This window comes from Bradyrhizobium sp. S3.2.6, from assembly GCF_040546885.1.
GTDB classification, from domain to species: Bacteria; Pseudomonadota; Alphaproteobacteria; order Rhizobiales; family Xanthobacteraceae; genus Bradyrhizobium; species Bradyrhizobium cytisi.
The window spans coordinates 307,413-323,176 of the sequence record NZ_JBEPOS010000005.1; the positions used below are offsets into that span (position 1 = coordinate 307,413).

Consider the following 15,764-nt stretch of genomic DNA (forward strand, 5'->3'; position numbering starts at 1 on the left):
AGACATTTCATGCGCCGCTCACTCCTCCTTGCCGGACTCACCATTGCGAGCCTCGTCGCCTCCATCGCGGGCGCCAGCGCGCAGTCGCGGATGGTGCAGGTCGGCGTGCTCGAATGCCGCGGCGGCGCTAGCGTCGGCTTCGTGGTGGGATCGGTGACCAATCTCGGCTGCGTGCTGCGCGCCGACGGTCTGCCCGAAGACCGCTATGTCGCGACGATCCGTAAAGTGGGCATCGACCTCGGCATCACCCAGGAGACGGCGCTCGCCTGGGGCGTGTTCGCGCCGGTCAACCGGCTCGGCCCCGGCGATCTCTCCGGCAATTATGCCGGCGCGCAGGGCAGCGCCTCGGTCGGCGTCGGCCTCGGCGGTAATGCGCTGGTCGGCGGCTCCAACAATTCGATCGCGCTTCAACCGTTGAGCGTGCAGGGCCAGGTCGGCCTCAACGTCGCAGCCGGACTTGAAAGCCTGGAACTTCGTCCGGGCCGTTAACGCCCGACGACGCTGTCGCGCTTAGCTCTGCCTTCGAGAGAGGTTAAGACACTGACGACGCACCGCAGCGACGTTTGACGCTTGCCAAATCTCGGGGACGGGCAGAGCATCTGCGTTTGCCGACCCAATCATGGGCCGAGCTCCAAACAAGGAGGCGGCGAATGGGACAAGACGTCAGAAGTCCCCGAGGTCCACGGTGCATTGCGCTGGTGGGCCCATTCCAAAGCGGTAAAACCACACTTCTCGAAGCAATCCTGGCGCGAACGGGCGCAATCCCGCGCGCCGGCAGCGTCGACGCCGGAACCTCCGTCGGCGACGCCACGCCTGAGGCCCGTCATCACAAGATGACTGTCGGGCTGACTGCCGCCACCACGAGTTTCATGGGCGACAGCTATACTTTCCTGGATTGTCCCGGTTCCGTCGAGTTCGCCCACGACATGCGCGCCGCGCTTCCCGCGATCGACGCCGCAATCGTGGTCTGCGAGGCCGACGAGAAGAAGCTGCCGCAGCTTCAGATCATCCTGCGCGAGCTGGAGGAGCTGAAGATCCCGCGCTTCCTGTTCCTCAACAAGATCGACCGCGCCAACAAGCGCATCCGCGAGACGCTCGCGACGCTCCAGCCCGCCTCGCGCGTGCCGCTGGTGCTGCGCCAGATCCCGATCTGGAAGGACGAGTTGATCGAGGGCTTCGTCGATCTTGCGCTCGAGCGCGCGTTCGTCTATCGCGAGCACAAGGCATCCGAAGTGGTTGCGCTCGAAGGCGGCGACCTCGATCGCGAGAAGGAGGCCCGCTTCTCGATGCTGGAGAAGCTCGCCGACCACGACGATGCGCTGATGGAGCAGCTGCTCGAAGACATCCAGCCGCCGCGCGATGCCGTGTTCGACGACCTCGCCCGCGAACTGCGCGAGGGACTGATCTGCCCCGTGCTGCTCGGCGCTGCCGCGCGCGAAAACGGCGTGCTGCGTCTGATGAAGGCGCTGCGCCACGAGGCGCCCGGCATTGCGGAGACCGCAAAGCGTCTCGGCGTGCCCTCCGCCAAGGACGCGCTCGGCTTCGTCTTCAAGACGCTGCACTCGCAGCACGGCGGAAAGCTGTCGCTGACGCGGCTGCTTGCCGGCCATCTCGACGACGGCGCCACGCTGCAATCGTCCTCCGGCGGGGTGAGCCGCATCTCGGGTATCCTCGCCGTCAACGGCGCCTACGACACCAAGCGTGCCGCTGCCGAAGCCGGCGACACCGTGGCGCTCGCCAAGCTCGATCCGGTCAAGACCGGCGACACGGTCTCGAGCGGCAAGACCGCGCCAGCCGCGCTTGCGGCCTCAGAGCCGACGCCGCCGGTGCTCGCGATTTCAGTTGCGGCCACCGACCGCAAGGACGACGTCAAGCTCGGACAGGCGCTGACGCGGCTGCACGAGGAGGATCCCTCCCTCGTCGTCGTGATGAACGCCCAGACCCACGACACCGTGCTGTGGGGGCAGGGCGAGATGCACTTACGTGTCGCGAGCGAGCGGCTGCGCGATCGGTTCGGCGTCAAGATCTCCTCGCATCCGCCTGCGATCGGCTACCAGGAGACCATCCGCAAGCCGATCGTCCAGCGTGGTCGCCACAAGAAGCAGTCCGGCGGTCACGGCCAGTTCGGCGATGTCGTGCTCGACATCAGACCGCTGCAGCGCGGCGAGGGCTTCAAGTTCGACGAGAAGGTCGTCGGCGGCGCGGTGCCGCGCAACTATATCGGTGCGGTGGAGGAGGGCGTCGTCGACGGGCTCGCGCGCGGGCCGCTCGGCTTCCCCGTCACCGATCTGCAGGTGACGCTGACGGACGGCTCCTATCACAGCGTCGATTCCTCCGACCTGGCCTTCCGCACGGCGGCGAGGGTCGGGCTCAACGAAGGCCTGCCGCAATGCCAGTCGGTGCTGCTTGAGCCGATCCACGTGGTCGAGATCGTGTGTCCGACCGATGCCACCGCCAAGATCAACGCGATCCTGTCGGCGCGGCGCGGCCAGATTCTCGGCTTCGACACCCGCGACGGCTGGAGCGGCTGGGACTGCGTCCGCGCCATGATGCCGGAGGCGGAGATCGGCGAGCTCATCGTCGAGCTGCGTTCGGCAACCGCAGGCGCCGGCAGCTTCACCCGTCAGTTCGACCACATGGCCGAAGTCACGGGCCGCGCCGCCGACCAGATCATCGCCGCGCATCAGCACGCGGCGTGATCCAACTCGCGCAGTAAGGGACGCACCGCTTTCTCCTCTCCTCGCCCTTGCGGGGAGAGAGGGGGCCGCGCGCTCTCGACTCGTCATTGCGAGCGCAGCGAAGCAATCCAGAGTCGTTCCGCAGAGGGATTCTGGGTTGCTTCGCTGTGCTCGCAATGACGGGGGGAGGCAGCGAGAGCACTTGCATTCGGCCTCATATGATGTATTTTACATCATTGTACATGTGTGAGACATCACTTATAAGCTCTGACACGTGAGGCCAAGGTGATCACGTCGTTCCAGATGCGAGCAGCCCGCGCGCTGCTTGGCATTGACCAGAAAACCCTGGCCGAGCTCGCAGGCGTTTCGCTGCCGACCATCTAGCGGATGGAGGCGAGCACCGGCAACGTTCGCGGCGTGGTCGAGACCCTGATGAAGGTGGTCGAAGCGTTCGAGCGGGCCGGCGTCGAGCTGATCGCCGAACACGCGCGCAGCGACGGCGGCGGACGTGGCGTTCGGCTGAAAGAGCCGGGGCCGCCGCGTCGGGTGGGAGCATGATCTTGCCATGATCATGCTCGGAAGCAGTCTGAACTAACGCACCGTCGCGCCGGAGCACGCGGCCGCACGATGCATCGGAGCATTGTGGGCATGAGCATCACGGGCGAACACGCAGGCAAGCTGCACCACCTTCGTCAGCCGACCTTTACCGAACTCTATCTGCCAAAGCTCATTACCGTCTGGCGCGAAGGCTATGGCCTCGCGGATTTCCGCGCCGATGTGTTTGCGGGCCTCACGGTCGCGATCGTCGCGCTTCCGCTGTCGATGGCGATTGCGATTGCCTCCGGCGTGACACCGGATCGCGGGCTCTACACTGCGGTTGTCGGCGGCTTCATCGTGTCGCTGCTCGGCGGCAGCCGGTTCCAGATCGGCGGCCCCGCGGGCGCCTTCATCGTGCTGGTCGCGGTGACGGCGGAGCGGCATGGCGTCGACGGCGTCATCCTCGCCACCATGATGGCAGGTATAGTGCTGATCGCCGCGGGCCTGCTGCGCATCGGCACCTACATCAAGTTCATCCCCTATCCCGTCACGGTCGGCTTCACCGCCGGTATCGCCGTGATCATCTTTGCGAGCCAGCTGCGCGATCTCGCAGGCATCACGCTCGCGGGGAAAGAGCCGAGCGAGTTCGTGCCGAAGCTCGCCGCGCTGGCGGATGGCCTTCACACCATCAATCCGTCCGCGCTTGGCGTCGCTCTCGTCAGCGTCGCCATCATCGCGGGCTTGCGGCGCTGGCGGCCGTCCTGGCCCGGCATCCTGATCGCGGTCGCGCTCGCGGCGATCGCGACGGCTGCACTGTCGCTGCCAATCGAAACCATCGGCAGTCGTTTCGGCGGCATCCCGCGCGAATTGCCCTCGCCCGCGCTGCCGGCGTTCTCGCTCGCGAAGGCGAAAGCGGTGCTGCCGGATGCGATCTCGTTTGCGCTGCTCGCGGCCATCGAATCGCTGCTGTCGGCGGTGGTCGCCGACGGCATGACCGGGCGCCGTCACCGCTCCAATTGCGAGCTGGTGGCGCAAGGCGCCGCAAATATCGGCGCAGCGCTGTTCGGCGGCATCTGTGTCACCGGCCTGATTGCGCGCACCGCGACCAACATTCGGCGCCGGCGCGCGCGGGCCGCTGGCAGGCATGCTGCACTCCGTCTTTCTGCTGCTGTTCATGCTGGTCGCTGCACCGCTCGCGAGCTACATCCCGCTCGCCGCACTTGCCGCCGTGCTGGTCGTGGTGGCCTGGACCATGGCGGAGAAGCAGGAATTCGCGACGCTGCTGCGCTCGTCCTGGGGCGATGCCGTCGTGCTGCTGGCAACCTTCCTGCTCACGATCTTCCGCGATCTGACCGAAGGCATCCTGGTCGGCTTCGCGCTCGGTGCGGTGCTGTTCATCCATCGCATGGCGGAGATGACCGGCATCGAGGAGCGCTCGCCGCTGGTCGCGGCCGATCGTCCCGATGACGGCAATGGCGAGCGCGTGCCTTACGATCCCGCGCTCGCGGTCGACCGCGACGTCCTGGTCTATCGCATCACCGGCGCGTTCTTCTTTGGTGCTGCGTCTGCGATCGGAGGCGTGCTCGACGGCATTGCCGACAAGCGCAAGGCGCTCGTGGTCGATTTCGCCGCGGTGCCGTTCCTGGACTCCACCGCGGCGAACGTGTTGGGGCGCGTCGCCGCCAAGGCCCAGCGCAAGGGCATCCGGCTATTCATCACCGGGGCTTCGCCCGCGGTCCGCCGCGCGCTGCTGACCCACGGCGTGAGCCCGAAGCGCGCGCGCTATCGCCAGACCATCGAGCGCGCGGTCGCCGATATCAAGGCGGCTCCCGGCGCGACCGAATCCACGGTGCCGTCCCCGCCTGCTTGACAGGACCGGCCGGACGCGAAATGGATCGCCCTCGACACGACCCGAGGGAAAGATGACCGCGCCCAAATCGCCCGCAGCCTGCTTGATCGGATGGCCGGCCGCGCATTCGCGCTCGCCGCTGATCCATCATTACTGGCTGCGCACGCTCGGCATCGCAGGCGGCTATGTCATCGAGGCGGTTCCGCCCGAGAACCTGCGCGATTTCGTGCTGCGGCTGTCGCTGCGTGGTTTTGTCGGCGCCAATGTCACCATTCCGCACAAGGTCGGCGTGCTGGAGCTGTCGACCCCCGATGCGCGCGCCAAGGCGATTGGCGCCGCCAACACGCTGTGGTTTGCCGACGGTGAGCTGCGCTCGACCAATACCGACGTCGAAGGCTTTCTCGGCAATCTCGACGCCGGCGCGCCCGGCTGGGACAAGGCGGATGAAGCGCTGGTGCTGGGCGCCGGCGGCTCCTCGCGCGCGGTGGTGTTCGGCCTGCTCGAACGCGGCTTTGGCCGCGTTCATCTCGCCAACCGTACTTTGGCGCGGGCCGAGGCGCTAGCGGCGCAATTCGGGCCGAACGTGCATCCGCTTGTCTGGGACCGGATCAACGACGTCCTGCCGCGCGCAAAACTTCTCGTGAACACGACCTCGCTCGGCATGCACGGCCAGCCTTCACTCGATGTTGATGTGGCGCGGCTGCCGCAAGGGGCCGTCGTCGCCGACCTCGTCTATGTCCCGCTGGTGACGCCGCTGCTCGCGGCAGCCAGGGCCCGCGGGCTCGACACCGCCGACGGGCTCGGCATGCTCCTGCACCAGGCGGTGCGCGGCTTCGAGCTGTGGTTCGGCCGGAGGCCCGAGGTGAGTGCGGAACTGCGCGCGCTGGTCGAGGCCGATCTCACAAAGACTTGAGAGAATAGTGCGCCGTCTCCGGCGTTCACTATCCGTGGGGATAATCGGAGACTGTCATGACGATCCAACGTGCAAATTTCACGCGCCCGCTCATCGCTGTTGCGATGGTGGCTGCTTCCACCCTCGCGGCCGTCGCGCAAAGGGCGCCGGTGCCGACCCGCGTGCGCGGCACGATCGAGCGCGTCGAGGGTGACACTCTGCTGGTCAAGTCGCGCAGCGGCGAGGACGTCAAGCTTCACATCGCTTCCGACCTGCGCGTGGCCGGCGTCACCAAGATTTCGCTGGCCGATATCAAGGTCGGCTCCTTCGTCGGCGCCACCACCGTGCCGGGACCGGACGGTGGCGAGAACGCCGTCGAGGTCCACGTGTTTCCGGAGAGCATGCGCGGCACCGGCGAAGGCTCGCGGCCCTATGACCTCAAGCCCAATTCCAGCATGACCAATGCCACGGTGTCGGAGAGCGTGGTCGGCAACGACGGCCATACGCTGCTGGTGAAGTACAAGGACGGCGAGAAGAAAGTGTTCGTGTCCGATATGACACCGGTGGTGACCTTCGTGCCCGCGGACAAGTCCGAGCTGAAGGCCGGCGCCAAGGTCATCGCCTTCATGAAGCAATTGCCCGACGGCTCGTTCGAGACCAATCGCGTCAATGTCGGCCGTGACGGTATGACCCCGCCGATGTGATCGGAATTCAGGGAATAGCGGCGGTCAGACGGGGTTGCCCTGTCTGATCGCCGCAAACCCTGAAGGGGACCATCATGCCAAGCCTGAACAACTGGATGCCGCGCGCCGTCGCGGCAGCATTCGTCGCCTGTATCGTTACATCATCCATTTCAGCGCAGCAGCAGGCGCCGACCGTGCGCATTCGCGGCACCATCGAGAGCATCGACGGCAACACCCTCGGCATCAAGACGCGCGAGGGCACCGATGTGAAGGTGAAGATGACCGACAACGTCGCCGTCTTCGCGGTGGTGAAGACGCAGCTCTCCGAGATCAAGGAGGGCTCCTATATCGGCGTCACCGCCATGCCCGAGCCCGACGGCACGCAGAAGGCCATTGCCGTCCATATCTTTCCGGAAAACCAGCGCGGCGCCGCTGAAGGCTTCCGCCCCTGGGATGCGCGCGCCAACTCGACCATGACCAACGCCACCGTAGCGCAGACGGTCAAGGGCACCGACGGCCAGAACATCACGGTCAAATACAAGGACGGCGAGAAGAAGGTCGTGGTGCCGCCGGAGACCCCGATCGTCACCTTCGTCGCCAGCGACAAGTCCGAGATCAAGCCCGGCGCCAAGCTGATCATCTTTGGTGCGGCGAAGAAGGATGACGGCACGCTGGAAGCGAACCGGGTCAATGTCGGCCGCGATGGCCTGACGCCGCCGATGTGAGCGACTGAGCGCTGGACTCGCAGGGTGGGCAAAGGCGCACTGGCGCCGTGCCCACCGCTTTCCTGCGTTTCGTAAGAGTTGGTGGGCACGCTTCGCTTTGCGCACCCTACGGCAACTGTTCTAGGGCGCGACCGCAATCACATGATCGTCGATCTCGTCGATCCTGTTGACGCCGCACAGGCCCATGGTCGTGAGCAGCTCCTTCTGGATGATGTCGATCGCCTTGGCGACGCCGGCCTGGCCGCCGGCGCCGAGGCCATACGCATAAGCGCGGCCGATCATGCAGGATTTTGCGCCGAGCGCGAGCGCGCGCATCACGTCCTGGCCGGAGCGGATGCCGCCGTCGAACATGATCTCCATCTTCTCGCCGACGGCGTCGGCGATCTCGGGCAGCACCTCGATCGAGGACGGCGCGCCGTCGAGCTGACGGCCGCCATGGTTGGACACCACCAGCGCCTGCGCGCCGGTCTTGGCCGCTTCCTCGGCGTCCTCGACGTCCAGAATGCCCTTGATGACGAGCTTGCCCGGCCAGATGCTCCGGATCCACTCGACGTCCTTCCAGTTCAGCGAGGTGTCGAACTGCGAGGCGGTCCATTCGGCGAGGCGGTTGAGGTCCTCGGTGTTCTTGACGTGGCCGGCGATGTTGCCGAAGGTGCGGCGCTTGCCCTGCAGCACGCCGGCGACCCAGGCCGGCTTGGTGGCGAAATCGATGAACTTCGACAGCGACCATTCCGGCGGGATGGTCATGCCGTTCTTGATGTCGGCATGGCGCTGGCCGATCACCTGAAGATCGACGGTCAGCACGAGCGCGCTGCACTTCGCCGCGATCGCGCGCTGGACCAGCTCCTTGATGAAGCCGCGGTCCTTCATGACATAGAGCTGGAACCAGAACGGCTTCTCGACATTGGCCGCGATGTCCTCGATCGAGCAGATCGACATCGTCGACTGCGTGAACGGGATGCCGGCGGCCTGCGCCGCGCGGCAGGCATGGATCTCGCCGTCGCCATGCTGCATGCCGAGTAGTCCCACGGGCGCCAGGATCAGCGGCATGGTCGAGGGCTCGCCGAGGATCGTGGTTGAGGTGTCGCGCCTGGAGACGTCGACCAGGATGCGCTGGCGGAACTTGATCGCCTGCATGTCCTCGCGATTGGCGCGCAGCGTTTCCTCGGCATAGGAGCCGCGGTCGCAATAGTCGAAGAAGGCCTTCGGCACGCGGCGCTTATGCAGAGCGCGAAGATCGTCGATACAGGTGATGTGCTTCATGAACGTTTCCCCGGCCCGTCTTGTATCAAGAGGCTCATATCAAGAGGCCTATGCTAGGAGCCTTGCATCGGAAGGTTTCGAGGTCATCTAGCATGGTTGGATGCACAGCCAAATCGTTTGCGGGAGGGACGCCATGACCAAGCCGCACAGAGGACCTTCGCCGGAAGAAATCAAGGAGAAGCGCGACCTCGAGGAAGCGCTGGAGGAGGGGCTGGAAGAGACCTTTCCGGGCTCCGATCCCGTCAACGTCACCCAGCCGGCGCCGAGCCGTGCGGACGGTCATGTGAAGCGCACGGACTAAGGTCAGGTTCCGCTTCGTTCCGGCCCTCAAACCGGAAATATAATGTTAACAAGGAGTTACCGGGACGCCGGCGGCCCCGGTCTCGTAATGATTAATCACATTTTTTGAAGCCAATTTAGCGGCGCAGGGATTATAAGATCCCAGCAAATCAGGGATGCGGGGCCCGTTCGGGCACCCGGAGGTTGTCGTGGGGGTCCCTGGTTGTTGCGTGGGGGACGATATGAGCCGCAAATATTTCGGGACGGACGGGATCCGGGGCCGCGCCAACGGGCTGATCACGCCGGAGCTCGCGCTCAAGGTCGGCCAGGCCGCAGGCCTTGCGTTCCAGCGCGGTGACCACCGCCACCGCGTCGTGATCGGCAAGGACACCCGGCTGTCCGGCTACATGATCGAATATGCGATGGTCGCGGGCTTCACCTCTGTCGGCATGGACGTGCTGCTGGTCGGCCCGATGCCGACGCCGGCGGTGGCGATGCTGACCAAGTCGATGCGCGCCGATCTCGGCGTGATGATCTCGGCCTCGCACAATCTGTTCGAGGATAACGGCATCAAGCTGTTCGGCCCGCAGGGCTTCAAGCTCTCCGACGATGTCGAGAAGCAGATCGAGCAGCTGCTCGACGAATCCCTCGACAAGCGTCTCGCACAAAGCGCGAGCCTGGGCCGCGCCCGCCGTATCGACGGCGTGCATGACCGCTACATCGAATTCGCCAAGCGCACGCTGCCGCGCGACCTCTCGCTCGACGGCCTGCGCGTCGTCGTCGATTGCGCCAATGGCGCCGCCTACAGGGTGGTGCCGGAGGCGCTGTGGGAGCTGGGCGCCGACGTGGTGCCGATCGGCGTCGAGCCCGACGGCTTCAACATCAACAAGGAATGCGGCTCGACCTCGCCGGAGGCGCTGTCGAAGAAGGTGCGCGAGATGCGGGCCGACATCGGCATTGCGCTCGACGGCGACGCGGACCGCGTCATCCTGGTCGACGAGCGCGGCCATGTCGTCGACGGCGACCAGCTGCTCGCGGTGATCGCGCAGAGCTGGAAGGACGACGGACGGCTGTCACGTCCGGGCATCGTTGCAACCGTGATGTCCAATCTCGGCCTCGAGCGCTTCCTGCAAGGGCAGGGGCTCGATCTCGTGCGCACGCCGGTCGGCGATCGCTACGTGCTCGAGCAGATGCTGAACGGCGGCTATAATCTCGGCGGCGAGCAGTCCGGCCACATCATCCTGTCCGACTACGCCACCACCGGCGACGGCTTCGTGGCCGCGCTGCAGGTGCTGGCCGTGGTGCAGAAGCTGCGCCGGCCGGTGTCGGAAGTCTGCCACCGCTTCGATCCGCTGCCGCAGATCCTCAAGAACGTCCGCCACAAGGGCGGCAAGCCGCTCGACGATTCCGAGGTGCAGTCGGCGATCTCCGACGGCGAGAAGCGGCTCAACGGTCACGGTCGCCTGCTGATCCGCTCCTCCGGCACCGAGCCCGTGATCCGTGTCATGGGCGAGGGCGAGGACCGCGTCCTGATCGAGGACATCGTCGACACCATCGTCTCCGCGCTGGGCCAGGCCGCGGCGGCTTGAGCCGAGAGCGCCTTCCTTCTCCCCTTGTGGCAGTATCGTAGGGTGGGCAAGGCGAAAGCGTGCCCACCGCTTCTGCTGCAATGTTGGATCGATATTGATGGTGGGTACGGCGCAAGTGCGCCTTTGCCCACCCTACGATTCCAGGCTCGCGGATAGAAACCCTCTCCAGCAAGGGAAGAAGGGCAAACACACGCATTCCAGCTATCGACGATTGGTGGTGGTTCGGCCACCACGGTCATCGTAGTTAGGCAGTGTGGCGGTTCGCCGCGCCTGCCGGGATCGATCCATTGAACAAGCCAGTTCTCGTCTCCGAGGAAACACTGACCGAGCCGGTCGTCGTCGCCGACATCGCGCCCGCCGCCGCAGGGCCGGCCTATGTCGTGCTCGCCGGCATCAGCTTCTCGCACTTCCTCAATGATACCATGCAGTCGCTGATCGCCTCGGTGTATCCGATCCTCAAGGACACTTACGCGCTCGACTTCGCGCAGATCGGCATGATCACGCTGGCGTTCCAGTTCACGGCGTCGCTGCTCCAGCCGGTGGTCGGTCACTACACCGACAAGAAGGCGCAGCCGTACTCGCTGTCGATCGGCATGGCCTCGACCTTCTTCGGCCTGCTGCTGCTCAGCGCCGCGCACCAATATCTCGTCATCCTGATTGCCGCTGCCCTGGTCGGTCTCGGCTCGGCGGTGTTTCACCCCGAATCCGCGCGCATCGCGCGGCTGGCCTCCGGCGGCCGCTACGGCTTCGCGCAATCGGTGTTTCAGCTCGGCGGCAGTTTCGGCACCTCGATGGGGCCGGTGCTCGCAGCCCTGATCGTCGTGCCGTTCGGGCAGGGCAGCATCGCCTGGTTCTCCTCGATCGCGTTCCTCGCGATCGTCATCCTCTGGCGCATCGGCCGCTGGTACGAGCCGCAGATCAAGGCGAAGAAGACAGTGGTCGCGCAGGCCCATCCTGACGCGCCGAGCTCGCGCCGGGTCGCGGTCGCGCTCGTTGTGCTGGTGGCATTGTTGTTCTCCAAGCAGCTCTACGTATCGAGCCTGTCGAGCTACTACATCTTCTACCTGATCGACCGTTTCAACGTGTCGACGCAGGCCGCCCAAATGTACCTCTTCATCTTCCTTGCGGCGAACGCGGTCGGTGCGTTTCTCGGCGGACCGCTCGGGGATCGCTTCGGCCGCAAGATCGTGATCTGGATCTCGATCCTCGGCGCGCTGCCGTTCACGCTGGCGCTCCCCTATGCCGGGCTTTACGCGAGCGCGGTACTCACCGTCATCATCGGTCTCATCATCTCCTCGACGACGTCGTCAATCATCGTGTTCGCGCAGGAACTGGTGCCGCATCGCTTCGGCATGATCTCCGGCGTGTTCTTCGGCGTCGCCTTCGGCATCGGCGGGCTCGGCGCGGCCGTGCTCGGCAAGCTCGCCGATCACACCTCGATCGAGTTCGTCTACCAGGTCTGCGCCTATCTGCCGGCGATCGGGCTGCTTGCGGTGTTCCTGCCCAAGCTGCCGCGGCACGTGCGTTAACAGATCCCGTTTCGCTGCATTGCAGCTTCACCAATCGTTAGTAATTGCGGAGCGCGGCTGCCGCATTTTTGCAACGCTTGCGCCGCATCCGCGTGTGTAGTGAGAAAAAATCAACCTTAAAAATTAGGGTTAAGTGGCGCTTAAGCATTTGCTGCCATCGTCCGCCCGTGAGTTTCCAGAACGTGAGGCAGCTGCATTTTGCCTCACCGGCCATAAGGACGAAGCCAATGCGTAGCGTTAAGTCTCTCCTTGCCGCGGGTGCGGCGTCACTGATCTCGTCGATGGCGTTCGCCGCCGATATGCCGATCGCGGCCCCGCCCCCCATGTACGCGCCGCCCGCCCCGCCCGCGGACTTCGGCGGCTGGTACCTGCGCGGTGACGTCGGCATGACCAACCAGAGCGCCAAGAGCATCGAGGGCGCCGTCGGGCCTGGGTTTACGAAGACGACGGAGGGACTTGGCTTCGACTCGTCGCCGCTGTTCGACCTCGGTGTCGGCTATCGCTTCAACAACTGGTTTCGCACCGACGTGATCGGCCAGTACCGTGGCAAGGCTAACCTGCATGGTGCGGATAACGTCATCGGGCCCGGCTTCGTCGGCTCCAACAACTACAGCGGCAGCAAATCCGAATGGGTTGTCATGGCCAACGCTTACGTTGACCTCGGCACCTGGTGGTGCATTACGCCGTTCATTGGTGCCGGTGTTGGCGGCTCCTACAACAAGATCAGCGGCTTCCGCGACGACGGCGTGTCATACACCGTGGGAAATACTCCACCCCTGGCCAACAGCGTCGCCTACTTCGCCGACAACGGAAAGTGGAACCTTGCCTGGGCCGCCCACGCCGGCCTCGCCTACAAGGTCAATCCCGGGTTCACCGTTGAACTGGCCTACAGCTACATGAACCTCGGCGATGCGGCACCTGGCAACTACCGCTTGTTCGACAACAGCGGCTCGGGCCCAACCTCGATCAAGATCAAGGAGCTCACCTCGCACGACGTCAAGCTCGGCGTGCGCTGGGAGCTCAACAGCCCGCCGGCCTACATGCCGCCGCCGCTCGTCACCAAGGGCTGATCGTTCGCCCCATCGCTTAATGTCTCTTAACGGCGCGGGATGCTCCCGCGCCGTTTTTGCGTGGCATATTTTTCATTGCTCGGCGGCGACGAAAGCCTCCGGCGCAACCATTGGTTAAGGTTAACGAGCCATGATCACGAGCGAAAGTTCGAGTTCGATGGAGCGTTGCAATGCGTAGGCTTTGGTTGGTGGTGGCGGCTTTGGGATCTATGTCCGCCGCACACGCGGCCGACATGCCGGATCTGCCCGTGCTGCGCGGCGGCTTCACCGACGGCCTGTCCAAGACGTCCCATAATTGGGATGGCACCTATTTCGGCGGCGGCGCCGGCTACTCCACCGACGCGAGCGACTTCAGCCAGAGCGTCGTCGGCCTGACCAATTTCATCTTCCGTGACAGCGTGCTGCAGCAGCCGACCGCCAATTGGTCGCTCATGAACAAGACGAACACGCAGAGCACCAATTTCAACGCCTTCGTCGGCCGCAACTGGCAATGGTACGATGCCATTCTCAGTCTCGAGGGCACCTACACCTACTTCAACAACCTCGCCACTTCGACGTCGGGTAGCAACTCGCTCACGATCGTCAATCCGGCCGGCGATACGCATGCCGCGAATGTCACCGACAATTACGACGTGACATTGACCGGCACCGCCGCGGCGAAGGTCAAGGACATGATCACGCTGCGCGGCCGCGTCGGTTGGGACGGCGGCGATTTCATGCCCTATGCCTTCGCCGGCGCTGCCGTCGGCCGAATGGACGTCTCTCGCTCGGTAACGAGCACGGTGGATTTGCGTCAGGATGTGACGAATTCGATTGTCGTCGGCGGCGTCACGGTGACGTCGACCACTTTCGGAGCGCCACAGGCCGTTCCAGCGCAGTCGCAGGCGCAGACGCAGCGCCGGACCAACGCCTTCGCGGTGGGCTGGACCGCCGGCCTCGGCGTCGAATACTGCATCTGGGACGGTCTGTTCGCGCGCGTGGAATACGAGTACGTGAAATTTTCGCCCGTCATGAACACCTCGGTGACGCTGAACAATGCGCGTGTCGGGCTCGGCTACAAGTTCTGACGCTGCTGCGCTGCGCCGCGGTTGACAGGCTGCTTCCGTCCTGATGCTCTGCCGGGCGAAAGCGAGGCGGCAGCGATGCAGATTTACGGCGATAGCAACTCGGGCAATTGTCTGAAGGTGAAGTGGGTCTGCGACAAGCTCGCATTGCCCTATCGCTGGATCGAGATCGATACGCGCAAGGGCGAGACGCGCACGCCGCAATTTCTTGAGATGAACGGCGCCGGCCAGGTGCCGACTGTCGCCTTCGACGACGGCCGCACGCTGGCGCAGTCCAACGCCATCATCCGCTATCTTGCCCGCGACAGCGCACTCGTGCCGCGCGACGCCTTTGCTGCCGCCAAGATGGACGAATGGCTGTTCTGGGAGCAGTACAGCCACGAGCCCTATATCGCGGTGTGCCGCTTTCAGCTGGTCTATCTCGGCAAGCATCCCTCCGAGCTCGATCCCGACAAGGTCAAGCGCGGCTATGCGGCGCTCGACCGCATGGAGGCGCATCTCACAACGAGCCGCTTCTTCGCCGACGATGAGATCTCGCTCGCCGACGTCTCGCTGCTTGCCTATACGCGCCTTGCGCATGAAGGCGGTTTTGATCTCGACCGCTATGCCGCCATCCGCCGCTGGATCGCCGAAGCCGAGGCCTGTCTCGGTCTACCGCCGGCGCGCTAAATCCCTCGCGCGGAATCCGTCGCACGGAATCCTGGAGTTTCCCGTATGAACGACAAGTCCGTCTCCATCCGTCCGGCGCGTCGCGAGGACGTTCCCGCGATCGTGGCGATGCTCGCCGACGATCATCTCGGCCGCGCCCGCGAGCGCGTCGAGGATCCGCTTCCGGCCGTCTACTATCAGGCGTTCGAGCGGGTCGAGCGAGACCAGAATCTCACGCTCGTGGTCGCCGAGAGCGAGGGCAGGGTGGTCGGCTGCCTGCAACTCGCGGTGCTCGCGGGCATCAGCTCGCAAGGCGGCATTCGCGGCCTGCTCGAGGACGTCCGCGTTGCCTCTGATTGCCGCAGCCGCGGCATCGGCGAGCAATTGGTGCAATGGGCGATGACGGAAGCCAAGGCGCGCGGCTGCAATCTGGTCGAATTGCTGACGCATGCGAGCCGTGTCGACGCGCAGCGCTTCTACAAGCGTCTCGGATTTGCATTGAGTCACGCCGGCATGACTGTGCGTTTTTGATGCAGGCCGTGGGGACCGTTGCGCTGCTTGCGAAATCCGATCGCGCGTTCGTTCATCTTAAGAGCTGATAAACTACCCCTTGGTCGTTCACGTTGATCGGGGAACGAACGGTGCTACGCCAGCGTCTGAAACCGGGCTCGGTCGGTTCGGGGATTTCGATGGCAAGCTATTCCATGATCAAGGTCGGCAACGATTACGTTGTGCAGGCCAACGACAAATGCATTTTGAAGGTCGGCAGCCGCCGCCGCGCCGCGCAATTGATCAGCGAGGCCACGGACTTACTGAACGCGCTCGCCCCGGTTGCATCCCCCGATCTCGTGCCGGAGGAGCCATCACTCCAGCGTGAGACGCCGGAACTTCCTTGACTGGTCTTCCCGATTCCCGTATCAGCCGCGGCGGGACACCTCCCCCCAACGGGAGGCTTACT

Annotated in this window: 14 protein-coding genes and 2 pseudogenes; 15 read left to right on the forward strand and 1 reads right to left on the reverse strand. The window is 64.8% G+C overall.

Features of this window, described 5'->3' with window-relative positions; genetic code table 11:
- The first annotated feature begins 9 nt into the window (after positions 1-9).
- From ABID58_RS13745 to ABID58_RS13775, 7 genes and pseudogenes are all read left to right on the forward strand, one after another.
- Entirely contained in the window at positions 10-489 is a 480-nt protein-coding gene (locus ABID58_RS13745) for a DUF992 domain-containing protein (RefSeq protein WP_354033017.1), read from the forward strand.
- Positions 490-650: 161 nt separating this feature from the next.
- Complete coding sequence (locus ABID58_RS13750) at positions 651-2,699, forward strand: elongation factor G (protein WP_354033019.1); 2,049 nt, start codon at positions 651-653, stop codon at positions 2,697-2,699.
- 264 nt (positions 2,700-2,963) lie between these two features.
- Positions 2,964-3,236, forward strand: a pseudogene (locus tag ABID58_RS13755) (helix-turn-helix domain-containing protein).
- Between the two features lie 90 nt (positions 3,237-3,326).
- Positions 3,327-5,085, forward strand: a pseudogene (locus tag ABID58_RS13760) (SulP family inorganic anion transporter).
- 52 nt (positions 5,086-5,137) lie between these two features.
- Positions 5,138-5,977: a shikimate dehydrogenase gene (locus tag ABID58_RS13765; protein ID WP_354033020.1), complete on the forward strand. Its 840-nt coding sequence runs from the start codon at positions 5,138-5,140 to the stop codon at positions 5,975-5,977.
- A 56-nt stretch (positions 5,978-6,033) separates the two neighbouring features.
- Positions 6,034-6,660 carry a hypothetical protein gene (locus tag ABID58_RS13770; RefSeq protein ID WP_148751162.1) on the forward strand — a complete coding sequence of 209 codons (627 nt, stop codon included), beginning with the start codon at positions 6,034-6,036 and terminating at the stop codon, positions 6,658-6,660.
- Between the two features lie 74 nt (positions 6,661-6,734).
- A complete protein-coding gene (locus tag ABID58_RS13775; protein ID WP_148751163.1) occupies positions 6,735-7,364 on the forward strand; it encodes a single stranded DNA-binding domain-containing protein in 630 nt (209 codons plus the stop codon).
- Positions 7,365-7,484: 120 nt separating this feature from the next.
- Here the strand turns inward: ABID58_RS13775 and ABID58_RS13780 are convergent, their stop codons facing one another.
- Positions 7,485-8,627 carry an alpha-hydroxy acid oxidase gene (locus ABID58_RS13780; protein WP_148751164.1) on the reverse strand — a complete coding sequence of 381 codons (1,143 nt, stop codon included), beginning with the start codon at positions 8,625-8,627 and terminating at the stop codon, positions 7,485-7,487.
- A 133-nt stretch (positions 8,628-8,760) separates the two neighbouring features.
- On the opposite strand from ABID58_RS13780, the gene ABID58_RS13785 reads away from it, so the two are divergent.
- The 8 genes from ABID58_RS13785 (at position 8,761) to ABID58_RS13820 (ending at position 15,702) form a co-directional block, all read left to right on the forward strand.
- On the forward strand, positions 8,761-8,928 hold the full coding sequence (locus tag ABID58_RS13785) for a hypothetical protein (RefSeq protein WP_187434829.1): 168 nt from the start codon (positions 8,761-8,763) through the stop codon (positions 8,926-8,928).
- 220 nt (positions 8,929-9,148) lie between these two features.
- The gene (gene glmM / locus ABID58_RS13790; RefSeq protein ID WP_148751165.1) at positions 9,149-10,495 is read left to right on the forward strand and encodes a phosphoglucosamine mutase; all 1,347 of its coding nucleotides are present in this window, start codon (positions 9,149-9,151) and stop codon (positions 10,493-10,495) included.
- 287 nt (positions 10,496-10,782) lie between these two features.
- Complete coding sequence (locus ABID58_RS13795) at positions 10,783-12,024, forward strand: MFS transporter (RefSeq protein ID WP_354033021.1); 1,242 nt, start codon at positions 10,783-10,785, stop codon at positions 12,022-12,024.
- 227 nt (positions 12,025-12,251) lie between these two features.
- Positions 12,252-13,094, forward strand: a complete 843-nt coding sequence (locus ABID58_RS13800) for an outer membrane protein (RefSeq protein WP_354033022.1) — start codon at positions 12,252-12,254, stop codon at positions 13,092-13,094.
- Between the two features lie 209 nt (positions 13,095-13,303).
- Positions 13,304-14,161 (forward strand): outer membrane protein, encoded by an 858-nt coding sequence (locus tag ABID58_RS13805; protein WP_354033023.1) that lies wholly within the window; start codon positions 13,304-13,306, stop codon positions 14,159-14,161.
- 75 nt (positions 14,162-14,236) lie between these two features.
- Positions 14,237-14,827, forward strand: a complete 591-nt coding sequence (locus ABID58_RS13810) for a glutathione S-transferase family protein (RefSeq protein WP_354033024.1) — start codon at positions 14,237-14,239, stop codon at positions 14,825-14,827.
- A gap of 45 nt (positions 14,828-14,872) precedes the next feature.
- Entirely contained in the window at positions 14,873-15,337 is a 465-nt protein-coding gene (locus ABID58_RS13815; protein WP_354033025.1) for a GNAT family N-acetyltransferase, read from the forward strand.
- 173 nt (positions 15,338-15,510) lie between these two features.
- Positions 15,511-15,702 carry a hypothetical protein gene (locus ABID58_RS13820; RefSeq protein ID WP_246229842.1) on the forward strand — a complete coding sequence of 64 codons (192 nt, stop codon included), beginning with the start codon at positions 15,511-15,513 and terminating at the stop codon, positions 15,700-15,702.
- The last annotated feature ends 62 nt before the right edge of the window (positions 15,703-15,764 follow it).